This is a genomic window from Pseudomonas sp. P1_F1_2 (assembly GCF_056405815.1).
On record NZ_JBFUBK010000049.1, the window covers coordinates 1 to 23,875 of the forward strand.

Consider the following 23,875-nt stretch of genomic DNA (forward strand, 5'->3'; position numbering starts at 1 on the left):
GTTCAAAAAATCGCAGCCTCGTTTCACTCGACAGCTGCTACAGGGGCCCGGTCAGTGTGTAAATGAAAACTCAACTGCCGCCGTCTTCATTCAAGCCCCGAGACGCCAGAAAACCTGCGATGTAGTCGATAAACGCCAAGACCTTCGCGGTTGCCCGGCGATGGCTCGGGTACACCGCCAGAATGTGCGGGCCAAAGCTGTCCGGGTCGATGTCATAGTCGGCCATCAGCCGCACCAGCCGGCCGTCGGCAAGGTATGGCGCGGCGCTCCACAACGGCGTGTGCAGCAAACCGCGCCCGGCCAGCGCGTTGGCCAGCAACAGGTCGTAATTGTCGCTGCGCAGTCGCGGTGAAACCGGTTGAGGCAGGCTCAGACGCTGCCCGTCGCGTTCGACCCACCAGAATTCGCGACTGAGCAACGGATGGCGGTACAACAGCCATTCGTGGTCATCCAGGGTTTGTGGGGTGACAGGCAGCGTTTTACGCGCCAGATAAGCCGGGCTGCCACACAGGGCCAGGCGATTACTGCCGACAACGCGAGCAATCAGCCCCGGCAAGTCGTCGTGGCCTTCGCGCAAGGCGAGGTCGTAACCGCTTTCCAACAAATTGACGAACTCATCGCACAAGTCCACTTGCAGATTGATCTGCGGGTATTGCTCCAGAAAGCCGCCACACACTTGATCGAGAAACGCCTGCCCATAGGCCAGCGGCGCGGTGATTTTCAGATTGCCGCGCAGGCCATGCTGCAATTGCTCGATTTCCTCACCCGCCTCCTCCAGCCGCTGCAACACCTGGCGCGCGGTTTCCAGATAAAGCCGCCCGGACTCGGTCAACAGAATCCGTCGAGTGCTGCGCTCGAACAACCGGGCGCCGAGCTCGGCTTCCAGGTGATTGACCGCTTTGGTCAGGGCCGACGGGGTTTTACCCAGCTGCTCGGCGGCACGGCTGAAGCTGCCGAGTTGCGCCGTGACCACGAACATTTTCAACGCACCCAGCTTGTCCATACTTTTTCCATTCCGGCAAAAACGTTTTTCGTGAGGAAGGCGTTCTGCTGCGCACAAGCAGCCACTAATCTGGCCATCAGACGCAATAACAAGGAAACATTCAATGAAAAGATTCATCCCGAATCTATTGATGGCCGCAGTGAGTTTTGCCTCGATGGAAGCCATGGCAGCCACCGACCTGGTGCTGATCAATGGCAAGATTTTCACCGCTGACCGCACCCAACCGAAGGTGCAGGCGCTGGCAGTACAAGACGGCAAGGTGCTGCAAGTGGGCAGCGATGCGCAGATCAAGGTCTTGATCACACCGGAAACAAAAGTGGTGGATCTGGGCGGTAAAACCCTGATGCCCGGTCTGATCGACACCCATTCCCATGCGATTTTCGGCGGCCTGGAAATGGTCGTGGCCAACATGGAAGACGAGGTGGTCGAGCTCGACGAACTGGAAAAACGCCTGCGCGGCTGGCGTGACGACGGTAAGGCCAAACACGGCGATGTACTGACCGTGGCCGGCATGAGCTCGGTTTACTGGGCGCAGGCCGAGGCCCTGGGCAAAAAATTCAACACCGGTGAATGGGCCGATGTGCCCGTGGTGTTCACCGGCAGCGACCACCACACGGCCTGGGCCAACGACTTCATGCTCAAGCGCGCCGGCGTCGATGCCGCGTTGCTCAAGTCATTGCCCGCCGCCGAAGTCGACACCATTGGCAAGCGCGCCGATGGCACCCCCAACGGTTTCCTGGTGGACGCCGGGTGGGACCGAGTGTCCTCGAAAATGCCGGTGCCGAGCACCGCCGATATGCTCAAAGCCGCCCAATCGGCCGTGCGCTACAACAACAGCTTCGGCATCACGGCGTGGATGGACCCCGCCGCCAATGCCGCGCCCGGCGAACCGCTGTTCGCACTCAAACCCACGGAAAAAACCGTTGGCGTGCTCCCTGCCTATAAGGCGCTGGCCGAAAGCGGTGACATGAGCGTCCACGTGGCCGCCCTGCTGGTGGCCAACTCGAAAAGCGTGCCGGCCGATCTCGATACGCTGGACAAGGTTCGCCAGCAATTCCAGGGCATCCCGAACCTGACCCTGCCGGGCGTGAAGATTTTCGCCGACGGCGTGATCGAATTCCCGGCCCAGAGCGCGGCAATGATCGACCCTTACAGCAACTCGCACAAACAGGGCGAACTGCTGATCGATCCGAAGCATTTCGGCGAACTGGTCAGCGCCATCGACCAGCGCGGCTGGCTGGTGCACATCCATGCGATCGGTGATCGCGCGGTGCGTGAGTCGCTGAACGGCATCGCCCAGGCACGCAAGGATCGCCAGAGCGGCGTGACGCACTCGATCACGCACTTGCAAATCGTCAATCCGAAAGAGTTTGCGCGGTTCAAACCGCTCAACGTCATCGCCTCGATGCAACTGCTGTGGGCCTCGGCCGACGACTACACCACGGACATGATCAAGCCTTACGTCAGCGCCCTCGCCTTCCGTTACCAATACCCGGCGCATTCGCTGCTCAAACAAGGCGCGACGATTTCGGGCGCCAGTGACTGGCCGGTGTCCTCGCCCAACCCGTGGAACGCCATGGCCCAGGCCATCACCCGCGTCGGTCCGCTGGGCGTGTTGAATGCCAAAGAAGCTGTCGACCGCGAAACGATGTTCTACGCCTACACCGCGAACGCCGCGCGCACCATCGGCCTGGAAAAACAGATCGGTTCGCTGACCCCAGGCAAGCAGGCTGACTTCATCGTGCTGGACCGTGACGTTTTCACCGTCGACAACAAGGCCCTGCACGACACAAAAGTGCTGCAAACCTGGTTTGCCGGCCGCGAAGTCTACGCCCCCACCCTCTAATAAAAATCCACGGTCACCCCTGCCCGACCCCGCGCTCAACGCCGGGGCCCGGCGCAGCTTTGCGTAAAAAAACTGCCCATAAAACAATCACAACATCGGGACTTTATTCATGAAAGCTTTCACCCTGTTCGCCCTCGGATCCCTGAGCCTGCTGCCATTGAGCAGCCAAGCCATTGTCCTCAATGATGACTTTTCCGTACTGGTGGACCTGACCCTGGCGAGCGATTACCGCACCCGCGGCATTTCACAAACTCAGAATGATCCCGCCGTGCAGGCCGGCGTGACCCTCACTCACAGCACGGGGTTGTACGTGGGGGCCTGGAGTTCGAATGTCGACTTCGGTGGCGGCCTGAAAACCCGCCAGGAAATCGACTACTACGCCGGCTGGTTTTGGGAAGCCACCGAAGACGTCAACCTGGACGTCGGTTACCTGAAATACTCGTACCCGAAAGAAAGCCAGTTCAACCAGAGCGAGGTCTACAGCATTCTCAGCGTCTACGGGGTGAAGTTCGGCGCCTACTATTCCGACGATGCGCCGGGCATCGAAAGCGAGCAGAACTCGCTGTACACCTATGTCGGTTACGAAACCCACTTGCCGTATGACACGGGCCTGAAACTGCGCTACGGCAACATGGACTTCAAGGACCCGCACCTGTACTCAAGCTCGGGCCACACCGAAGATTCGTACCGCGAATGGGAAGTCAAACTGACCCACGAACTGGCCGGCGTGATGCTGGGCTTGAGCTACGTCGACACCGACCTGTCGAAAAGCCAATGCGCCAGCAACTGGGGGTTTGACGACGTGTGCAGTGCGACCGTAGTGGCGAGTGTCAGCAAGTCCTTCTGACTGCGCACATCCCCCCTGTGGGAGCGGGCTTGCCCGCGATGAGGCCATTACATTCAACATCTATACCGAATGTCAGTCCGCCATCGCGGGCAAGCCCGCTCCCACATTAAATTTCAATAGACTCGCAAATGAGTTGTGCCAGGTAGGGCCACGGGTAGATGCCGCGTTCGTGGCCGTCGCTGAACACCAGTTGCAGGCCATAACCCTGGGCATTGAGTTCAACCACACGAATGCGCGGATCAACCTTTACCGTCAGCCCTTGCAGCCGAAACGCCCGGCACTGCGAGCACGGGCATTGGCGCCGCAACTCGGCATGTCCCAGCCACTGTTCACGCCCATCCGGCCAGTTCAATCGCAGCTGCTGTTTCCCCTGGGAGTTGACCACGGCCAACGGGTTCATTGCAGTTGACTCAAGGCGATGCGCACGGCTTTGCGTACTTCCGGGTCGCCGTCGTCTTGCGCGGCCTGCAAGGCGGCGATGGCGCCTTTGTCGTTCAATTCGCCAAGGGCCAGCGCCGCTTCCTTGCGCAGGTTGCTGATGCGGTGGCCGAGGGATTCGATCAGTGCGTCGAGGGCCGGGGCGTAACGCAAGCGGCCGAGGCTGCGGGTGGCACGCAGGCGGACTTGCCAGTAATCATCGCTCAAGGCTTCGACCAAGGCGTCGCCGGCATCCCTGTGACCGACTTTGCCCAGTGTGGTCGCGGCTTCTTCGCGCACTTGCCAGGCGTTGTCCTGCAACGCTTGGCAGAGCGCCGGCAGCACTTGCGCGTCGGATGCCAAACCGAGGGCCCCGGTGGCGGCGCGGCGAACTTCGGTGTCCGGGTCCTGACTGGCCAATCGGGCCAGGGCCGGCAAGGCATCGAGTTGCTTGAGCCAGCCGAGTACGCCGACCGCTTCGCGCCGGACACTGGCGTCCTCATCGTTCAACGCCACGATTGCAGCACCGGCGGCATCAGGAAACCGCAACTCACGCAACGCCCTGAACGCGGCAATGCGCACGCTGATCGCGGCATGCGCCGTCCATGGCAGAATCACCCGGCCCGCTGCTTCGCTTTTGAGCAAACTGAGGCTTTGTGCAGCGGCCGATTGCACGGTCAACGAGGGATCGGTCAGCGCCTGACACAGCGCTTCGACCACGGGTTCTTCCTCCCAGGCTTCGAGCAAGCGGGCGGCCTCGGCGCGGACTTCTTCGGTGGGGTCTTCGGCCAGTCGATTCACCAGCCACAGCAAGCCATCCGGTTCTTCAAGGTCGGCCAGTTTAATCAGCGCGATGCGGCGCACGCCGGGATCGTCATCGGTCAGGCGCGGTTGCAGGGCAAGGATGTCGTCGTTATCGGTTACATCGAATAGAGAGGTCATAGGGCAAATCGCGGCAGTTTGTTTTCAGGGGGGAGTCCGAGAGGGTTCAGGCGCGGTAGCTGCCGACCGTCTTCGTGACGCAGTAATTCGAGGCAATGGCGCTTCAAGCGGGAAAATTCAGGGCTCGTCACCAGCTCGGTGGTGCGAGGCCTGGGGAAGTCGAGGCGCACGTCTTCGATGATGCGGCCCGGTCGAGTGCTCATGACCAGCAGGCGATCGGCGAGGAACAGCGCTTCGTCGATGTCGTGGGTGACGAACACCACGGTGGTGCGGATCCGCGTCCAGATGTCCAGCAGCAGTTCCTGCATGTTCAGCCGAGTCAGCGCGTCGAGCGCACCGAAGGGTTCGTCCATCAGCAACAGGCGCGGGCGATTGATCAGCACCCGGGCGATTTCCACCCGTTGCTGCATACCGCCGGAGAGCTGATCCGGCCAGCGTTCGGCAAAACCTTTCAGCCCCACCAACGCAAGAATTTCATCGGCGGCGCGATGCCGTTCGGCCTTGCCGATGCCACGCATTTTCAGGCCGAAGGCGACGTTGTCGCGCACGGTTCGCCAAGGAAACAACGTGTGATGCTGGAACACCATGCCGCGCTGCGGCGACGGGCCCGACACTGGCGCACCATCGACCTTGAGACTGCCGGCACGCGGTTGCAGGTGCCCGGCCAGTGCGCCGAGCAATGTCGACTTGCCGCAACCGGACGGCCCGAGAATGCACACGAACTGCCCGGCTTCAATCTGGCAATCCAGACCTTGCACGGCTTCGAAAGCGTGTGYGCCGTCGCCGAGAACGATAGACAACTGGCGGATGTCGATCCGCCCTTCCGGGGTTTGCATCACGCTCATCAGGCTTTTCCTCGTGGTCGGTGCCAAGGCGTGAACAGCCCGCCGAGGCGTTTGATCAGCAGGCTGCTGCCCATCCCCAACACACCGATCAGCAACATCCCGACCACGATGTCGGCATAGTTCTGGATGGTGTACGACTCCCAGGTGTAATAGCCGATGCCGTATTGGCCGGAGATCATTTCGGCGGTGACCAGGCAAAACCATGAAGTGCCCATGCCGATGGCCAGGCCTGTGATGATGCTTGGCGCGGCGCCGGGCAGGATTACTTCCAGCAGGATCGCCCGCCGCCCTGCCCCCAGGCTTCGGGCCGAGGCGATCAGGCGTGGGTCGACGCCTTCGACGCCATGCACGGTGTTGAGCAGAATCGGAAACAACGCCCCGGTGAAGGTGATGAAGACCATCGACAGTTCCGAGGACGGGAACATCAGGATCGCCAATGGAATCCAGGCAACGGCGGGAATCGGGCGCAGGACCTCCAAGGGTGGCAGCAGCACATCTTCGGCCCATTTCGAGCGGCCGATGGCCAGGCCCAGGGCGATGCCGACGATCAGCGCGGCGAGGTAACCGGCGAAGACCCGGCTGAGGCTGCTGCTCAGGTGTTGGACGAATTTGCCGGAGTCGCCGAGGCTCAAGGCGGCGTTAATGACTGCCAAGGGTGTTGGCACATTGGCGAAGGTGACCAGGCCAAGGTTCCAGTGGCCACTGGCGGCGAGTTGCCAGAACAAAAGGCAGAGCAGCAGCGAGGCTGATCTGGGGAGCCAGCGTAAAAACATAGTCCTACCTCTCGTTCCCACGCTCTGCGTGGGAACGCATCCCGTGACGCTCTGCGTCACATTCATTGCGGAACGCGGAGCGTCCCTGGCGGCATTCCCACGCAGAGCGTGGGAACGATCTTCAAGCCCGCTCCCACAGGGAATTGCACTGTTCTGAAATTAGCGTGCGGCAACGGCCTGGGTGGTGGCTTCGCTGAAGTCGAGGACTTTGCCGCCCTGGGCCGTGGCGAACTGCTGGGCCTGGCCTTTGAGCAGGAAGGCGCTCAGCTGCCCTTGCGCATCACTGGCAAACCACGCCTGATCCGCCAGCAACTTGATCCCGCTGTCGCTCGCCTGGGCATACACCGCGCGGATGTTTTTGCCTTCCTGCTTGAGGCTGGCCAAGGCGCTGAATGCCGCTTGCGCCGAGGCGTATTGGCGGACTTTCGGCTCGCCGCGCACCCAGATTTCCGCCACATGGCTGACGTCAGTGATCGCCTTCCCGTTCGCTGCATCCACGGCTTTCAGAGGTGTCTGCGCGTAGTTGGCCAGTTGCGCGGTGTAGTCGAGGTTCGACGCCTTGAACGCGGCGCGGATGTATTGATCGTCGATAAAGGTGTTTAGATCGAGACCGCGATCCGCCTTCTTCAACAGCTTGAGGGTGTCGATAGCAGTGCCGACCGCCTGACGGTATTCCGGCTTCCAGCTCAGGTCGCGGGTCTGCACGCCCAACGGCCCGTGGAACAGGTAATTGACCTCGGCATCGACCCCGGTGACTTGGGCGATCAACTCGCTGTACTTCTCCGGTTCAGCGGCGAGCAACTGATTGGCCTCGATGCTCGCCCGCAGATAAGCGACGACAATTTCCGGGTATTTTTTGGCATACGCCTGATCCACCAACGCGCCATGGAACGTCGGTGCATTGGCCTGGGCACCGTCGTAAATCTTGCGGGCGAAACCACGGCTCGGGAACAGTTCGGCGAACGGCACGAAGTCCGCATGTGCGTCGATCTTCCCGGCCTGCAACGCCGAGCCTGCGACTTCTGGCGGCTGGGCGATGATGTTCACGTCTTTGAGCGGGTCCCAACCCTGAGCGGCCACCGCGCGCAGCAACATGCCATGGGCCGTCGAGGCGAACGGAACCGAGATGGTCTTGCCCTTCAACTCCGCCAACGACTGCACGCCCGAGGCGCTCGGCACCACGATGCCGTTGCCGCTGCCCTTGATACTGCCCGAGAGCACGCTGATAAACAGGCTGTGCTTGCCGGCGGTTTCGAACGCCACGCCGTTGAACGAGCCAGGGAAATCGGCCATGGCGCCGAAGTCGAGTTTTCCGGCGACCATCTCGTTAGTCAGCGGTGCGCCACTCGTGAAGTTCTTCCACTCGACCTCGTATTTCGCGTCTTTGTACTGGCCGTCGTGGGGCAGGTATTTGTCGAGCAGCCCGAGTTCACGAATCAACAGTCCGCCAGCGGCGCAATTGATCGTGGTGTCCTGGGTGCCAATGGCAATGCGGATGGTTTCGGCCGACGCCGACAGGGTGAATGAGGCCAGTACCAGACCGGCTAAAGCTGCACGCAACATAAGTGTTTCCCCTCGAATCATTTATAGGATGTTCGTCTCCGCCACGATCAGGGCGTGGTGGGAAACGAGGGGTGGTTTGAAGCTGGCGTCCGGTGTTGCCGGATGGCTTTTTGTTGTCTGTGGCGAACTCATCGCGGGCGAGCCCGGCTCCCACAGTGATTTGTGCTGAATCCAAAATTTTGCAGACACCAAAGAAACCTGTGGGAGCCGGGCTTGCCGCGATGGCGTCCGACCATTCAGCGCAACAGGTAAGGAATTTCAACTTTCACAGCGCCAGTCGGACAGTCCTTTTCGCACGGCATGCAGTACCAGCATTCGTCGAAGGCCATGTAGGCTTTTTGCGTGGCCGGGTTGATCGCCAGCAGGTCCATCGGGCAGACGTCGACGCACACGGTGCAGCCTTTGTGGGCGATGCAAAGATCCTCATCGACCGTGACGGGCGCGTTGGAGCGGAAGAAGATTTCCTGGGGTTGATAGGCCATTTTCGGTCTCTCTCTTGTGTGTAGCTCAGGCCGCAAAGGCGCCCACGCGCAGCCGGTCGTAGGCCTGCATTTCATCGACGTCCAGCGCGATGATGTAAGGTTCGACGGCTTTCTTGAAACTGCTCATCAAGCCGTTTTCATCCTTTTTCAGGTGGCAATGGCAGAACCAGTCGCTGTCGTTGCGTTGCGGGTGATCGACGCGATAGTGGTAAAGCCCCCAGCGGCTTTCAGCACGGAACAGCGAGGCCCTTGCGGCCATTTCGGCGCAATCGCGGATCATGCTGACTTCCATGGCGCGCATCAGTTCGTGGGCGTTGTGGGCTTTGATCTGATCGAGATCGCGCTGGATATCACTGAAGCGTTGCAGGCCGATCTGCATTTTCTTGGTCACTTTCGGCGGTTGCAGGTAGTCGTTCACAAAGCGCCGCAGCTTGTACTCGACTTGCGCGGGTGGCAGACCGTGTTCGCGGTCCAGCGGTGCGTAAACCCTTTGTTTCTCCGTCTCGATTTGTTGGGCATCGATGGCTGAGAACTCGCGCCCGGCGACGAAATCCGCCGCGTTGGTGCCGGCAAACCAACCGTAAGTGAACGCACCGAGCATGTAGTTGTGCGGCACTGCCGCCATGTCACCCGCCGAGTACAACCCCTTCACCGAAGTCTCCGCCCGCTCGTTGACCCACACGCCCGACGCCGAATGCCCGCTGCAAAAACCGATCTCTGAGATGTGCATCTCGACCATCTGCGTGCGGTAGTCAGTGCCACGATTGGCATGGAACTGGCCGCGACTCGGGCGTTCGTTGCTGTGCAGGATCTCTTCGATGTTCTGGATGGTTTCCTCGGCCAGGTGATCGAGTTTGAGGAACACCGGGCCGTTGCCGCTTTCGAGTTCCTGGTGGAACTCCCACATCATCTGGCCGCTCCAGTAGTCGCACTCGATGAAGCGCTCGCCCTTGTTATTCGCGGTGTAGCCGCCCAACGGACCGGTGACGTACGCGCAGGCCGGGCCGTTGTAATCCTTGATCAGCGGATTGATCTGGAAGCATTCCAGGTTCGCCAGTTCGGCCCCGGCGTGATACGCCATGGCGTAACCGTCGCCGGCATTGGTCGGGTTTTCGTAGGTGCCCATCAGGTAGCCCGAGGCCGGCAAACCCAGACGTCCGGCGGCGCCGCAGCACAGGATCACCGCTTTGGCCTTGATCACATGGAAGTCGGCGGTGCGGCAGTCGAACCCCATCACGCCGTTGACCGCGCCCTCTTCATCCGTCAGCAATCGGGTGCAGACCAGGCGATTGGTGATGCTGACCCGTGCGCGTTTCAACTGGCGATACAAAACCTTTTTGATGTCATGCCCTTCCGGCATCGGCAGCACGTAGGCGCCCATGTGGTGGACTTTTTTCACCGCGTAGTCGCCGGTTTCGTCCTTCTCGAACTTCACGCCCCAGCGGTCTAGCTGCTCGATGGTTTCAAAACTGTGCGTGGCATAGGCGTACACCGCCGCCTGATTGACGATGCCGTCATTGGCGATGGTGATTTCCTTGGTGTACTGCTCCGGCGTCGAGTGGCCGGGAACGATCGCGTTATTCAGGCCGTCCATGCCCATGCTGATCGCGCCGCTGCGTTTGACGTTGGCCTTGTCGATCAACAACACGCGCAAGTCGCGGTTGCGCTCCTTGGCCTYGATCGCCGCCATCGGTCCTGCGGTACCGCCGCCGATCACGACGATGTCGTATTCCTGTTCGAGGGTGCTTCTGGTTGTAGAGCTGCGCGTCATGCCTGTGCCCCTTTTTGCCGGTCGATTCGCAAGCGGTACTGGAAGGCATCGCCGCGGTAGTAAAGGTGTTCGAAGTCCACCGGCCGACCGTTTGCATCGTGGGTCAGTCGTTCGATGCGCATGATGGGCGAGCCCGGTTCGACGTTCAGTGCACGGGTCAGATCGCTGTCGGCCAAGACGGCATCAATGGCCAGGTCGGCGTGACCGAGGGCCAGGCCGCAGTCGTTTTCGAGGATCAGGAAAATGTCGCGGGTGACCAGATCAGCCTTCTCCAGGCGTTCGCCGAGGGCTCTGGGCAGGTAGGTGATTTCCAGCGAAATCGGTTCGCGGTTGATCAAACGAACCCGTTTGATCTGCGCCACGATTTCACCTTCGGCCACCTCTAAACGCTCGGCGACGAGTTTGTCGGCGGCGATGAATTTGAAGCTGCGCAGGCGGTTGATCACCTCATAGCCGCGACCGGTCATGGACTCGGCCAGGCCTTGCAGGGTGCTGACGTTCTGGAAGGTTTTCGGTTTGGCGACAAAGGTGCCTTTGCCGTGGATCTTGAAGATCAGCCCTTCCTTTTGCAGATCCCCCAGGGCCTGGCGCACGGTGATGCGGCTGACTTTGAACAACGAGCCGAGCTCGCTTTCGGAAGGCATCTGGCTGTCTTGCGGGTATTCACCGTCGAGGATGCGAGCGCGCAATATGTCCCGCAGTTGGGTGTGCAACGGGATGCTGCTCAGGGATAGAACGTTATCAGTCATGGCAGATCACTTGTTATAACGAGTTATAACGTGATCTTAGAGAGCCTGCAGGAGGGTTGAGAAATACTGTTTGAGCATAAGGTTAGATGCGTCGGACACACCCGAACCTCTGTAGCAGCTGCCGAGCACCGCGAGGCTGCGTCCGGCTGCGTAGCAGTCGTGAAATCTGATGACTCAGTGTGTCTGGCTAACCTTGCATGCAGGGTTTGCGACTGCTGCGCAGCCGGACGCAGCCTCGCGGTGCTCGGCAGCTGCTACATCGACTTGGTTCAGGTGCGCTTGAGGATCTGGTCCATCACCCAATCGGTTTTCAACGCTTCCCCGGCGACTGCCGGGTGCTGCGTGTCACCCCGAATGTGCGCGTTCATGCCCAGCACGTGGTGCCACTGGATGTGTTCGTGATGGTCGATGCTCAGGCTGAGTTGCTCATCCGCATCAAGTTGCACCGGGTGCTCATCGAACACCGAGAAACGGATCCGCCCCCGGCTGCCGATCAGCTCGACGCGATCCTCGCGCCGATCCGCCACGAAGTTCCAGCAACCCATGCCCGTCGCCCCCGAGGCAAACCGCCAACTGGCGCTGACCGCATCTTCGGCGGCATACAACTCGGCCTGTCGCGCGGTGAAACCGGCAACGTCGGTGATGTCACCGAGCAGGTACTGAAACAGGTCAAACCCGTGGCTGGCGAGGTCGGCGAAGTAGCCGCCACCGGCAACACGCGGGTCCGTGCGCCAGTTGTCCGTGCCGGCCAAATCAACCGGCGACGCTGCTTTGGTGAGTGTCCAGGTCAGGTGCCGGACCTCACCGATTCGCCCCGCATCCAGCCACTGCCGCACTTGCTGAAAGCGCGGCAACGAGCGTCGGTAGTAGGAAACGAACAGGTGCAATCCGGCGTCGGCAAAGACCTTTTGCATCTCGCGACTTTGCCCGGCATTCAGCGACATCGGTTTTTCGACGCAGCAATGTTTGCCGGCAGCGGCCACCAACAGGCTGTAGGCGTGATGACTGTCTGGCGGCGTGGCGATGTACACCGCGTCCACCTCGGGATCGTTGATCAGTGCTTGCGCGTCGGTGTACACCCGGGCGATGCCATGGCGCGAGGCGTAATCCGTCACCGCGTCCAGGCGCCGCCCCATCACGGCCACCAGCGCTGAACCGGGGGCCTTGTAAAAGGCTGGCCCGCTCTTGCGCTCGGCGACACTGCCGCAACCGATCATGCCCCAACGCACCACGTCCATCATCACGTCCCGAGGGTTAGCCGATGCGCAAGGCGCGCAGGTCCAGGCGACCGTCCTTGAGCGGCGGGCACCAGTAGTAGCCGCCCGTGATCGGGCGACTGATGCGGTACAAGCCGTCGGTGATGCCGTCTTCCAGACCGCTCATGCGCCGCAGTTGCGCTTCAAAGGCGTCGAGGGAAAAGCCAAACGCGAGGAACATCAGGCCTGCGCGATCACCTTCGATCCATGGCATTGAACGACGGACCACAAACGCCTCGGGCGCGAAGCTTTCCTGGGCGGTGCGCTTGACGTGGGCCGAGACCGGCGCGTCGTCGAGTTCTTCGTTGTCGCTCAAACGACGGCCCATGATGTTGTCTTTCTCATGGGACGGCATCGCGTGGAAGCCCTTGAGGTCATGCTGCCACTGCTGGATCGCGGCAAAGCTGCCACCGACCAGGCCCTCAGCGCCCTCGCCCAACAGGGCGGCGGCGACGGCGGCTTCATCGTGCGGGTTTTCGGTGCCGTCTTCGTAACCGGTCAGGTCGTGGCCGCTCATGTGGCGAAAGGTTTCGTTCATCTGCACCAGGCGCAAGGCCGGCGCCAGAGCGGCTTCGATGGCCTGGCTGCGATTGAGCAATTCGCCACGGTCGACGCCGTGCAGCCAGCACCACAATGCGTGTTGCGTCGACGGGTTATCGACGCCAACACCGGTCAACGCCGGAAAGGCTCGCAGGCCGTCAACCTGCGCGTGCAACGCCTTGACCAGCGATTCGCCGAAACCGACGACAGCCGATTTCCCGTCCACCAGTTGCATCAAGTTGTCGAGCGCGACTGGCAATGCTTCGGCGCATTCGAGGGCGAAGAACATATGGCGGGCTTGAGGCGGAACGGGGGTGGCGAGAATGCCCGGCTGGTAATAACTCATATGAACTCCTTGAAAAAGAGCATGGAGTTTAACCGGGGATGAGCATTTATGTGCAGTCTCGTGTAGCAGCTGACGAGCAGCGCGAGGCTGCGTTCGGCTGCGAAGCAGTCGTAATTCCTCTGTGCAAGGTGTGCCTGACACACCGCACTGCCTGGTTTCACGACTGCTTCGCAGCCGAACGCAGCCTCGCGCTGCTCGTCAGCTGCTACAGGGGGTCGAGTATCGGGGTTTCGTTGCGGAACGCGCTCGGGCTCATGCCCGTCCAGCGCTTGAAGGCGCGACGAAAGCTGCGCACGTCGCTGTAGCCGACTTCCTCGGTAATGCGTTCGATGGACATGTCCGGGTTGGCCAGCAGGCTCATGGTGCGGGCCTGACGTACTTGTTCCAGCAGCGTTTCGAAGGTCAGCGCGTGTTCGGTGAGGCGGCGGCGCAAGGTGCGGCTGCTCATGTTCAGGTCGCTGGCGATTTTCTCGATGTGGCTGCCCTCGGTCAGGTCCCGGGCAATCGCCCGTTCCACCGCTTGGATCAAGTCCATTTTCTGGTGCACTTGCGCCGCTTCCAGTTCGAGCAATTGCACCGCCTGACGCAGGGCCAGGGAATGGTGATTGGGCAAGTGAACATCCAGCCAATGCGCAGCGATCACCATGCGGTTTTGCAGACAACCAAAGCGCACATCCGGCCCCAGCAGGCGCGAATACTCGCCGAGATAGTCCGGCGCGGCGTGCATGAACTCCACCGCCATCGGCTTGAAATCCGCCCCGACCAGCGCCCGGCCATACACCAGCAAACTGGCGAAAAACTCCTCGACCGCAAACAGCTGCACGTCGGCGAACGGCAAGCGGCATTCGACGTCGACAAATACCCGGTCACCCGACTCCTCCACGCTCGACACGACAATGCCGCCAGAGGTGTGCTGATGCCGAATGCCCAGCTCAAAGGCATCGCGCAAGGTCTTGCACAGCGACAGCACATGCCCCAGCAACCCCAGCGTGCCGAGCACATTTTGCGCACCCACCCACAACCCCAGCCCTTGATTGGGCAAAGCCTTGAGCGCGCGTTGAATCATCGCCACGGCCTGGCGATAGGAAATCCGTTGTGCCGGGTCCTGAAGATCTTCAAAAGTGAAACCCAGCCCTCGGCACAGGTTGTCGGGGTTGACGCCCTGTTGCTGCGCGACTTCGGCCAGGGTTTGCAGGAGAAACGGCGACACTAGCGCCAGTTCAAAGGTGGGATCGATCACTTTCATTTGCATGGGGCTATACATTCCGGGTCGAGCTGCATTCTTATTTTTGTTACCGGTTATGTCGAAGGAAGTTAGCACAGGGTTCAAAGGCTGTCCGCAGAAGCCCCCCTAAATGGCCGCCAATACCCTGCCTTGTACGGCGCAGACAGCTTATTTCTATGTTGCGGCCCTCGTATGGACGCTGGACAGCCCGCTAACAATAATAATGAGTACCCCCATGATCCTGACCCGCACGACACTTCCCCTACTGGTCATTAGCCTGGCCGGCGTCTGTGCCCTTCAACCGGCACTGGCCACCGAGGCTGGCGTGGACAACATCGGCCCCGGCACCGACGGTTTTTTCATGTTGCCGCTGTCGCCCGACAGCCTTCCGGACAACATGCTGGCGTTCAACCTCTACTACAACCACTACACCTCCACGAAGCTGAACATCAGCTCACTCGGCGGCAAGGTGCCGGACGTTGATATCGAATCCACGGCGGTCATTCCGCGCCTCGATTACCTCAGCCCATTGCGGGTATTTGGCGGCCGGCTGGCGGGCTACATCGCACAGCCGTGGCTCAAGCAGGAAGTCGCGGTGTTCGGCTTGCACGACACCCGCGAGGGCATGGGCGACACCACGGTCGCGCCGATCATTCTCTGGGACATGGGCCCGAACCTGACCCTGGGCGCGGCCGTGGAAGTCACCGTGCCCACCGGCGAATACAGCGTTGATCGCCTGGCCAACACCAGCAACAACTTCTACACCTACAAACCGTTGTTCTCCTTCACTTGGCTGCCGACGGACAGAACCGAGGTGTCGATGAAGACCACGTACAGTTTCAACGGTAAAAACAAAGACACCGATTACAAGTCAGGGCAGATTTTCCACTTCGACTATTCCGCCAGTTTCAAAATCACCGACGACCTGATGCTCGGGTTGAATGGCTACTACCTCAAGCAAACCACCGACGACAAACAGTTCGGCCACACCGTGCAATTCAATGGCCAGGACGTAAACGACGGGGTACGCGGGCAGGTGTTTGCGATTGGTCCGGCGTTGCACTGGACCTTTCTTAAGTACGCCAGCGCGGAGATTCGCTGGGCCAAGGAGTTTGATGTGGAAAACCGGCCTGAAGGGGAAATGCTGTGGGCCAAAGTCAGTATCCCTTATGCGTTCTGACAACTGATCGTTCCCGCACAACTGATCGTTCCCACGCTCTGCGTGGGTATGCAGCCCGGGACGCTCTGCGTCCCAACCAAGCGGACGCGGAGCGTCCATTGAGGCATTCCCACGCAGAGCGTGGGAACGATCAGTTATACGGAGAAATCTTCAGGAATACACAGGCCAGGTGTCGACGATCCGACCACCCCGCACCGCCAGCAAATCCCCAAACTGCAACAACACCGACTCCGTCTGGGTCGGGCGCAAAAACACCTGATCCTCAACCCCAAGCCCCACCGCTGCCGAACCATTGACCATTTCCTGATTCGAGCTGCGGCCATACACCCCGTTACTCTGCAACCCCGAGGGCGACTCGAACTCCGCCATCCAGTTGCCGCCATAGATAAAAAAAGTCTCGCGCTGATTGGTGTCCCACCAGGAAAACAGCCTGGACTTGTCATCCAGCGCCGGAATCTCCACCGCCCCGGTGCTTTTCAAAACGGGCGTGGCGATGTACGCCGCAGGCACATGCTCCACCAGTGACGGCAGGTCATAGTGAGTGGGCTTGAGCATCGCCGTGCCCACCGACACTTCAGTGCTGAGCTGTTCGTGTTCATGCATGCGATAGCTCGGGCTGCCGGCCGTATTGAGGGTCAGCCCGTCGTGCCACAAACCGGGGTATTGCTGACGGGTGAAGTCGACGCAGCGGTTGTAAATCACCATCACCTTGGCAAACAGTTCTTCGGGCGAGCCCAGAATCCCCGGCACGCCCATGCCCACGAACGGGTCGTAGCCCATGAACCCGGCAAACTCCAGGTGCTGCGGGTTCTGGCTGATCAGCGTCAGCATCTGCCCGAGTACCCCCACCTCACTGACACCACCGCGATGCAGCCCGACATCCAGCTCGATGTTCACCCGCAATCGCGTACCCAAGCCTTGGGCCAGCGCCAGGTATTGCTGCAAGCGTTCCGGCGTATCGAGCAACCACTGCAATTGCTTCGCCGGGTCGAAAGGCCCCTTGTGCGACTGATAAAACAGCTGGGCCGAACGCGCCGGCAGCGGCTTGCCCAACAGAATGTCGGCCTCGGGAAACTGCACCGCGTCATGGTTGAGAAACGGTTGATGAAACGACATCAAGCGTTGCGTGCCGGCGCGCTTGGCGATGTAGGCCAGCAGCCCCGGCGCCGGCAGTGACTTTTCCACCAGTCGCAGGTGCTTGCCACCACGTTTGACCGAAAGCATCACCGCATCGATGTTGTGATCGAGTCGGTCAAGGTCGATCAACATCACTGGCCGCATGGGCCCGTGATCCTTGAGTTCGGTGTTCAGCGCACGGAAATAATCACTGTACGGCGCGCCCCGATCACCCGGCCGCAACCAGGTGCCGACACCTGCCAACAACACGCCGACACCGGCGGCTCCCATCAAAAAATGACGCCGATTGACCGCCATCAGTTCACCCCCAGAATCGATGACAAATGCGCATTGAGGAATTTGCCGCTCGGGTCCAGCGCCTGCCGGACATGAATAAAGTCCTGCCAGCGCGGATACAGCGGCTGCAGGGTTTTCGCGTTGAGGGTGTGCAACTTGCCCCAGTGCGGCCGGCCGTTGTACTTCCAGAAAATCGGTTCGACGGCGGCAAAGAAATTGTGATGATCCATCTGGTAATGCTGATGGACCGAAATCGAGCAACTGTCGCGTCCCTCGAACATGCTCAAGGGAATGTCGTCGGCTTTGACGTAGCGGTACTCAATCGGAAACCAGGTGCGCAGGTCTTTGTCCTGAATCAGCTTGAGAATCTCGCGCAGGCACGCCGGGCCGTGTTCGGCCGGCACCGAATATTCCATTTCGTTGAAACGCACCGTGCGCACGTTGGCGTAGATGTCGAACGAGTCGCCTACCCGGTCATCGAAACTGGCGAGGTGACGCAGGTTATTGAGCATCGTGCGGCGCAGGTCCGGGAAGTCGCTGCCGTACTTGTCGATCTTCTCGATCAAGGTCACGAACTCGTTGCCGCCCTCCTCATCCGCCGGGATCGGCGGTGTGGCCGGGTCGGTGGTTTCGTTCAGGGCGATCGACAAGGCGTAGTCGGAATGGGTCACGACAAGCATTTCCCAGTGCTGGTTTTCCCGGGTGTTTTTGTCGAGGTCTTCCAGCAACTCTTCGGTCTTGGCGATCCATTGGCGCTCCCTTAACCGATACGCCGGGCGGTTTTGCAGGCGAATTTTCGTGGCCACCCCAAGCGCGCCGAGCGACACCCGCGCCGCGCTGAACACCTCTGGATGACGCGTGCTGTCGCAGTCCAGAACCTCGCCCGTGGCGGTCACCAATTGCAGGCCACAGACGTGGGCTGAATAGGATTGAAAGTTCTTGCCGGTGCCGTGGGTCGAGGTAGAGATCGCGCCCGCGAGGGTCTGGTAATCGATGTCGGCCATGTTTTGCAGGGCCTGGCCTATGTCTTTGAGCGGTGTGCCCATGCGCGACATCGGGGTGCCGGCGGCGAACTCGGCTTGCAGCGTTTTCGCGTCGTGATCGAGCAAACCGGTGAAATAACTCAGCGACAGCAAGGTGCCGTCGGTGGGCACCAAGGCGCTGAACGAATGCGCCGAACCCACCGGGCGAATCTTGCCGGGCGCCTGGCGCACCACTTGCGTCAGCTCATCCAGATTCTTTGGCGCCAACCGCGCCGCCGGCAGGCAACTCTGGCCCCCCGACCAGTTGCGCCAGGGAATCAGCCGCGGCGCGCGCAGCAGTTCGGCCAGCGCAGGCGTTGAGCCGAGCGCAGTGAAAGCGCCAATGACGCTCGCCCGTTGCAACAACTGACGCCGTGTCAGGTCCATCGTCATGAATCGCACCCTGCCGTTCTTATTGTTGGATTTGCTGGCCGGACATAAAGGCAATCAGCGCCAGGAACTGTTCTTGCGAACACTGCATGCACATCCCCATCGGCGGCATGCCGTTGAAGCCGTTGATCGCGTGATCGAGCAGCGTGTCGGCGCCTTGCAAGACTCGCGGTTCCCAGGCTTTCGTGTCGCCGGTCAGCGGCGCCCCGGCCGCCGGGTTGGCGTGGCACAGCTTGCAGCTGTTGTCGTAGACCTGCGCCAGCTCGGCGTCGGCGGGCCTGGCGGTGGCCGCTTCGCTGCGGGTTGCCGGGTTTTTCGGCTCTTCGCCACACCCCGCAAGCAACACCGCGAAGACGCCCCCCACCAAGGCAAAACAAAGGCTAGGCTTTTCAGTGAATCGGCTTGCCCGCATGGCGGTCCTCTCATGGGGTGCCCGGACAGCCGGGTGCACCTTTTTTATTGTGATCAAGCACGGGTCAACACTAAGGCACCCCGCGTGGGCGGGTTGAGGGCATTGGGGGCCAACAAAGGGGGCTTCTGAGGCCATGACCGAACACGTTGGTAAATTCGCGGTTAATCACGCTGTGCGGCAAAACGCTGAGATGAGTCATGACAAGCGAGGCCGAGGTCTGCTAAAACGATTCATCACTGCATCACCCAATCCAGAGGGGGTAGCGACATGACCACAGCCAACATTCTCGACAACCTGTTCCCGAGCCACGCCGACATCCCGGAAAAGTACCGGCTAGACGGCCAGACCGAGCAACGTGAGTACCTGGTCGATGGCGAACTGAGAACCTGGAACGGGCCGTTGGCCCAGGTCCGCAGCCCGGTGTACCTGAGTGGCGCCAATGGCGACGAGCAAGTGATCCTCGGCAGCACGCCGTTGCTTGACGCCGACACCGCGCTGGTCGCCCTGGACGCCGCCGTCCGTGCGTATGACCGTGGTCAAGGCCTGTGGCCGACCATGCGTGTGGCCGAGCGCATCCAGCACGTCGAAGCCTTTTTAGGACGCATGCGCCAACAGCGTGACGCGGTGGTCAAGTTGCTGACGTGGGAGATCGGCAAGAACCTCAAGGACTCGGAAAAAGAGTTCGACCGCACCTGCGACTACATTGTCGACACCATCAATGCACTCAAGGAACTCGACCGCCGCTCCAGCCGTTTTGAACTGGAACAGGACACCCTCGGCCAGATCCGCCGCGTCCCGCTCGGCGTTGCACTGTGCATGGGCCCTTACAACTACCCGCTCAATGAAACCTTCACCACGCTGATTCCGGCGCTGATCATGGGCAATACCGTGGTGTTCAAACCGGCCAAGCTTGGCGTGTTGCTGATTCGTCCGCTGCTGGAAGCGTTCCGCGACAGCTTCCCGGCCGGCGTGATCAACGTGATCTACGGCAGCGGCCGCGAGACTGTCAGCGCCCTGATGGCCAGCGGCAAGATCGACATATTTGCCTTCATCGGCACCAACAAGGCCGCCAGCGACCTGAAAAAGCTCCACCCCAAACCACACCGTTTGCGTGCGGCGTTGGGCCTCGACGCGAAAAACCCTGGCATCGTCTTGCCGGAGGTCGATCTGGACAACGCGGTGAGCGAAGCGGTGACCGGCTCGCTGTCGTTCAACGGTCAGCGCTGCACCGCGCTGAAAATTCTCTTTGTGCATGAGGACGTGGTCGAGGCGTTCATCGAAAAATTCAACGCCAAACTCGCCAGCCTCAAACCCGGCATGCCGTGGGACAGCGGCGTGGCGCTGACGCCGTTGCCGGAGTCGGGCAAAGTCGATTACCTGCATTCGCTGGTGGCGGACGCCGAAAGCAAAGGGGCCAAGGTGGTCAACCCCAATGGCGGTCAAGCCCGCGCGTCGTTCTTCTACCCGGCGGTGCTGTACCCGGTGACGACGCAAATGCGTGTCTATCAGGAAGAACAGTTCGGCCCGGTCATCCCGATTGTGCCGTACCGTCATCTGGACACCGTCATCGATTACGTCCTGGAGTCAGACTTCGGCCAGCAACTGAGTATTTTCGGCACTAACCCGGTTGCGGTTGGTCGGCTGGTGGACACGTTCGCCAACCAGGTCGGGCGCATCAACCTCAACGCACAATGCCAGCGCGGCCCGGACACCTTCCCGTTCAACGGCCGCAAGAACTCCGCCGAAGGCACGCTGTCGGTGCATGATGCATTGCGGGTATTTTCGATCCGCACGCTGGTGGCCACCAAGTTCCAGGAAACCAACAAAGACTTGATCAGCGAGATCATCAGCGGACGGAGTTCGAGTTTCCTGACCACCGATTACATTTTCTGAGGACACCGAGCCTGAGTACGTTCAGCCATCGACTGCCACCGCTGTTGCGCCGACTGCTACGGCCGTTGCTGGACCCGTATCGGCGCTATCGCCACGCCAGACTGATCCATGCAGTGCGGGTATCGCTCGGGTTGCTGGCGACGATTTTGCTGACCACCGGCATCCATCTGCCCCACGGCGAATGGGCGTCGGTGACGATGCTGGTGGTGATCGGGGGTTTGCAGCATCACGGCAACATCGGTAAAAAAGCCGCCGAGCGGGCCATTGGCACCTTGATCGGGGCGGGCGTCGGCCTGGTRCTGGTCGCGCAACAGGCCTGGCTCGGGATGCCCTGGCTGACCTATTTCGCGATGTCGGTGGTGTGCGGATTCTTTTCGTATCACGCCATCGGCAAGGGCGGTTACACGGCGTTGCTGGCGGCGATCACGGTATTTATCGTCGCGGGGCACGGCGACAACCCGGTCACGGATGGCCTGTGGCGCGGGGTCGACATTCTGATCGGCATCGCCTTGGCGTTGGCGTTTTCCTTCGCGCTGCCGCTGTATGCGGTGTTTTCCTGGCGCTACAACCTGGCCGATGCCCTGCGCGATTGCGCGACGATCTACGGGCGCATCATCAATGGCCAATCGGTCAGCGATGACGAACACCTCAAACTCATGGGTCGCCTGAACTCGGTGATGGTGCAATTGCGTTCGCTGATGCCGTCGGTGTCCAAGGAAGTGAAGATTTCCATGACCGAACTGGACGCTATTCAGCGCAACTTGCGGATGTGTGTCAGTACCCTGGAAATCCTCGGCAACACCCGACCGGATGCCAGCGAACCGAATGCCGTGGCGCAGTTGCAATCGGCGATGACCGAGGAACATCGGCACATTCGCGTGCAACTGATCGGCATGGCGCGGGCCTTGAAAACCGGCGCATCCCAACGTCTGAGCCGCCCCGTCGACCTGCCAACTGCGTCAAGTCTTGAGGCACCGGTTTACAGCCCGTTGGACGGTTACCGTTTGTTGACCCGCCAGTTCGCCGCCAACATCGGCGAGATGCGCCAGCGCCTGGCAAAAACGGCCCCGCGCTGGAACATCTGACACCTACTGCGCCGCCAACTTACGCTGTTTGAAGCCCCAGCCCTGCTGCATTCCGGCGGCGGCCAGCAGAATCGCCACCACGCCAACCCATTGCAGCGGCTCCAGGCGATGGCCGAAGGCAAACCAGTCAACAAAAATCGCTGCAATCGGGTAGATGAACGACAACGCCCCGGTCAGTGCGGTCGGCAGTTTTTGGATCGCGCCGTACAACAGCACATACATCACGCCGGTGTGAACGATGCCCAGCGTCACCAGGCTCGCCCAGGCAGCAGGCGCTTGCGGCAGCGCTGAAAAGTGCGCGAACGGTGCCAGCAACAGCACACCAGTGCAGACCTGGATCAACGCGATCAGATGCGGCGGCGTACCGGTCAGGCGTTTGATGATCAGCGCGGCAATCGCGTAAAGGAAGGCCGCGCCCAATGCCAGGCCGATCCCCATCAGGTAATCATTGCCGTCCTCGCCCGACCCGCCATGAGCACTGACAATCGCCAGCATCCCGAGAAACGAAATGCCCAGCCAGAACAGTTTCTGCAGGGTGATTTTTTCATTGAGGAACAACGCGGCCAGGCCCACCAACATGAACGGCTGAACGTTGTACACCGCCGTACCAATGGCAATCGAGGCGCGCGAATACGAGGCAAACAACAGCACCCAGTTGCCGACGATCGCTACGCCACTGAGCACGGCCAACAGGAACGTGGTGCGGGTCAGAATGCCGGGGCGCAGGAAGCCGAAAGCCGCGCAAATCAGCAGCAAGGTGCCGGCGCCAAACAGGCAACGCCAGAACACCACGTCCAGCACCGGTTGCCCGGACACCAGCACGAACCAGCCGATGGTCCCGGAGATCAGCATGGCGGCGCTCATCTCGAATGAGCCGCGACGTATTGTTTTGTCCATCATCAGACTCCTGTGTTTGAGCGCAAAGTATGCCAATCCATCCGTGGGCTTCTCCAGCGCAAAAAACAGGCTAGACTCGGTTTCTGCCTTTTTTATCAAGGCGTTTTTGTTTAATTGCCTTACGAGGATTGCCATGACCGACGACATCGACCAAGTGCTGATCACGGCATTGATGGAGGACTCCCGGCGCTCACTCAAGGCCTTGGCGAACATCAGCGGCCTGTCCTCGCCCAGCGTCGCGGAGCGTCTGCGCCGCCTTGAAGAACGGGGTGTGCTCAAAGGCTACACCGTTGAAATCGACCCGAAATGCTTCGGTTATCAACTCCAGGCCATCGTGCGGATTCGCCCGCTGCCGGGACAGTTGCAAGAGGTGGAGCGGCAAATTCAGGCCATTCCAGAGTTCACCGAGTGCGACAAAGTCACCGGCGACGACTGCTTCATCGCGCGCCTGCACGTGCGCTCGATGGAACAACTGGACACCCTGCTCGACCGCCTCAACACCCACGCCGAAACCAACACGGCGATCGTCAAGAAAACCCCGGTGAAACGCCGGTTGCCACCGATGGCCTGAGTGAAGTTTGCGCCCGACTGGCGTAGATTGGGGTTTTCCGGCGAAGGATTGGCGGCATGAAAATTCAGGCAATGCTACTGGCAGCGCTGATGCTGGCGGGGTGCGGCACGATTCAATCGGCCTTGCGCGGTGACGAAGTGGCGGCAAACAGTCTCAAGGAACAGAAGAGCTATTGCGGCGCCATTCCGCGGATCTACAGCGGTGTCAGCTATGATTTTTGCAGTTTGAATGCGCCGCTGAAAAAGGGGCTGGATGCACAAGATCACACCGATGCTCCAGCCATTGTGTTGATCGACGTGGTCATGTCCGGCGCGCTCGACACCTTGCTACTGCCCTACACCATCTACCGCCAACAGACCGATGGCAGCATTATCATTGCCGAGTAGCCCTGGATTTCAGGCAATAAA

Annotated in this window: 23 protein-coding genes; 7 read left to right on the forward strand and 16 right to left on the reverse strand. The window is 60.6% G+C overall.

Annotated features, from left to right (window positions below; genetic code table 11):
* Positions 1-70: 70 nt before the first annotated feature.
* Positions 71-1,003 (reverse strand): LysR family transcriptional regulator, encoded by a 933-nt coding sequence (locus AC1D2P_RS16020; protein WP_046027480.1) that lies wholly within the window; start codon positions 1,001-1,003, stop codon positions 71-73.
* 103 nt (positions 1,004-1,106) lie between these two features.
* Between AC1D2P_RS16020 and AC1D2P_RS16025 the strand changes: the two genes are divergently transcribed.
* Positions 1,107-2,849, forward strand: coding sequence for an amidohydrolase (locus AC1D2P_RS16025; protein WP_477757520.1), 1,743 nt, complete (start codon positions 1,107-1,109; stop codon positions 2,847-2,849).
* 109 nt (positions 2,850-2,958) lie between these two features.
* On the forward strand, positions 2,959-3,696 hold the full coding sequence (locus tag AC1D2P_RS16030) for a TorF family putative porin (RefSeq protein WP_477757519.1): 738 nt from the start codon (positions 2,959-2,961) through the stop codon (positions 3,694-3,696).
* A 106-nt stretch (positions 3,697-3,802) separates the two neighbouring features.
* Here AC1D2P_RS16030 and AC1D2P_RS16035 read toward each other — a convergent pair whose 3' ends face one another.
* The 11 genes from AC1D2P_RS16035 to AC1D2P_RS16085 all read right to left on the reverse strand — a co-directional run bounded on the left by AC1D2P_RS16035 (position 3,803) and on the right by AC1D2P_RS16085 (position 14,632).
* Complete coding sequence (locus tag AC1D2P_RS16035) at positions 3,803-4,096, reverse strand: DUF971 domain-containing protein (protein ID WP_046027484.1); 294 nt, start codon at positions 4,094-4,096, stop codon at positions 3,803-3,805.
* A complete protein-coding gene (locus AC1D2P_RS16040; protein ID WP_477757518.1) occupies positions 4,093-5,055 on the reverse strand; it encodes a HEAT repeat domain-containing protein in 963 nt (320 codons plus the stop codon). The genes AC1D2P_RS16035 and AC1D2P_RS16040 overlap by 4 nt, the downstream gene beginning before the upstream one ends.
* The gene (locus tag AC1D2P_RS16045; protein WP_477811502.1) at positions 5,052-5,900 is read right to left on the reverse strand and encodes an ABC transporter ATP-binding protein; all 849 of its coding nucleotides are present in this window, start codon (positions 5,898-5,900) and stop codon (positions 5,052-5,054) included. Before AC1D2P_RS16045 ends, AC1D2P_RS16040 begins: the two co-directional genes overlap by 4 nt.
* Positions 5,900-6,673 (reverse strand): ABC transporter permease, encoded by a 774-nt coding sequence (locus AC1D2P_RS16050; protein WP_477757516.1) that lies wholly within the window; start codon positions 6,671-6,673, stop codon positions 5,900-5,902. The genes AC1D2P_RS16045 and AC1D2P_RS16050 overlap by 1 nt, the downstream gene beginning before the upstream one ends.
* Before the next feature lie 159 nt (positions 6,674-6,832).
* Entirely contained in the window at positions 6,833-8,257 is a 1,425-nt protein-coding gene (locus tag AC1D2P_RS16055) for an ABC transporter substrate-binding protein (RefSeq protein ID WP_177412208.1), read from the reverse strand.
* Positions 8,258-8,472: 215 nt separating this feature from the next.
* Complete coding sequence (locus tag AC1D2P_RS16060; RefSeq protein ID WP_007946457.1) at positions 8,473-8,718, reverse strand: 4Fe-4S dicluster domain-containing protein; 246 nt, start codon at positions 8,716-8,718, stop codon at positions 8,473-8,475.
* A 25-nt stretch (positions 8,719-8,743) separates the two neighbouring features.
* Complete coding sequence (locus tag AC1D2P_RS16065; protein ID WP_477811503.1) at positions 8,744-10,489, reverse strand: fumarate reductase/succinate dehydrogenase flavoprotein subunit; 1,746 nt, start codon at positions 10,487-10,489, stop codon at positions 8,744-8,746.
* Complete coding sequence (locus AC1D2P_RS16070; protein ID WP_109784689.1) at positions 10,486-11,238, reverse strand: GntR family transcriptional regulator; 753 nt, start codon at positions 11,236-11,238, stop codon at positions 10,486-10,488. Before AC1D2P_RS16070 ends, AC1D2P_RS16065 begins: the two co-directional genes overlap by 4 nt.
* Before the next feature lie 269 nt (positions 11,239-11,507).
* A complete protein-coding gene (locus tag AC1D2P_RS16075; protein ID WP_477757514.1) occupies positions 11,508-12,476 on the reverse strand; it encodes a Gfo/Idh/MocA family protein in 969 nt (322 codons plus the stop codon).
* 16 nt (positions 12,477-12,492) lie between these two features.
* Entirely contained in the window at positions 12,493-13,380 is an 888-nt protein-coding gene (locus AC1D2P_RS16080) for a Dyp-type peroxidase (RefSeq protein ID WP_046027496.1), read from the reverse strand.
* 205 nt (positions 13,381-13,585) lie between these two features.
* The gene (locus tag AC1D2P_RS16085; RefSeq protein WP_258668037.1) at positions 13,586-14,632 is read right to left on the reverse strand and encodes an AraC family transcriptional regulator; all 1,047 of its coding nucleotides are present in this window, start codon (positions 14,630-14,632) and stop codon (positions 13,586-13,588) included.
* Positions 14,633-14,840: 208 nt separating this feature from the next.
* Here AC1D2P_RS16085 and AC1D2P_RS16090 point away from each other — a divergent pair, with 208 nt between their 5' ends.
* Complete coding sequence (locus tag AC1D2P_RS16090) at positions 14,841-15,785, forward strand: SphA family protein (RefSeq protein ID WP_046027499.1); 945 nt, start codon at positions 14,841-14,843, stop codon at positions 15,783-15,785.
* A gap of 150 nt (positions 15,786-15,935) precedes the next feature.
* On the opposite strand, the gene AC1D2P_RS16095 is transcribed toward AC1D2P_RS16090, so the two are convergent.
* From AC1D2P_RS16095 to AC1D2P_RS16105, 3 genes are all read right to left on the reverse strand, one after another.
* Complete coding sequence (locus tag AC1D2P_RS16095; RefSeq protein WP_223524849.1) at positions 15,936-17,144, reverse strand: DSD1 family PLP-dependent enzyme; 1,209 nt, start codon at positions 17,142-17,144, stop codon at positions 15,936-15,938.
* 74 nt (positions 17,145-17,218) lie between these two features.
* Entirely contained in the window at positions 17,219-18,613 is a 1,395-nt protein-coding gene (locus tag AC1D2P_RS16100; protein WP_408980980.1) for a D-arabinono-1,4-lactone oxidase, read from the reverse strand.
* A 19-nt stretch (positions 18,614-18,632) separates the two neighbouring features.
* On the reverse strand, positions 18,633-19,022 hold the full coding sequence (locus tag AC1D2P_RS16105; protein WP_109784685.1) for a c-type cytochrome: 390 nt from the start codon (positions 19,020-19,022) through the stop codon (positions 18,633-18,635).
* Between the two features lie 267 nt (positions 19,023-19,289).
* On the opposite strand from AC1D2P_RS16105, the gene AC1D2P_RS16110 reads away from it, so the two are divergent.
* Complete coding sequence (locus AC1D2P_RS16110; RefSeq protein WP_477757513.1) at positions 19,290-20,915, forward strand: NADP-dependent glyceraldehyde-3-phosphate dehydrogenase; 1,626 nt, start codon at positions 19,290-19,292, stop codon at positions 20,913-20,915.
* A 41-nt stretch (positions 20,916-20,956) separates the two neighbouring features.
* Complete coding sequence (locus AC1D2P_RS16115) at positions 20,957-22,000, forward strand: FUSC family protein (RefSeq protein ID WP_077430264.1); 1,044 nt, start codon at positions 20,957-20,959, stop codon at positions 21,998-22,000.
* 3 nt (positions 22,001-22,003) lie between these two features.
* Here the strand turns inward: AC1D2P_RS16115 and AC1D2P_RS16120 are convergent, their stop codons facing one another.
* Positions 22,004-22,897 (reverse strand): DMT family transporter, encoded by an 894-nt coding sequence (locus AC1D2P_RS16120; RefSeq protein ID WP_077430265.1) that lies wholly within the window; start codon positions 22,895-22,897, stop codon positions 22,004-22,006.
* Between the two features lie 133 nt (positions 22,898-23,030).
* On the opposite strand from AC1D2P_RS16120, the gene AC1D2P_RS16125 reads away from it, so the two are divergent.
* A complete protein-coding gene (locus tag AC1D2P_RS16125) occupies positions 23,031-23,468 on the forward strand; it encodes an Lrp/AsnC family transcriptional regulator (RefSeq protein ID WP_046027511.1) in 438 nt (145 codons plus the stop codon).
* A gap of 56 nt (positions 23,469-23,524) precedes the next feature.
* Positions 23,525-23,854, forward strand: coding sequence for a YceK/YidQ family lipoprotein (locus AC1D2P_RS16130; RefSeq protein WP_046027512.1), 330 nt, complete (start codon positions 23,525-23,527; stop codon positions 23,852-23,854).
* Positions 23,855-23,875: the final 21 nt, after the last annotated feature.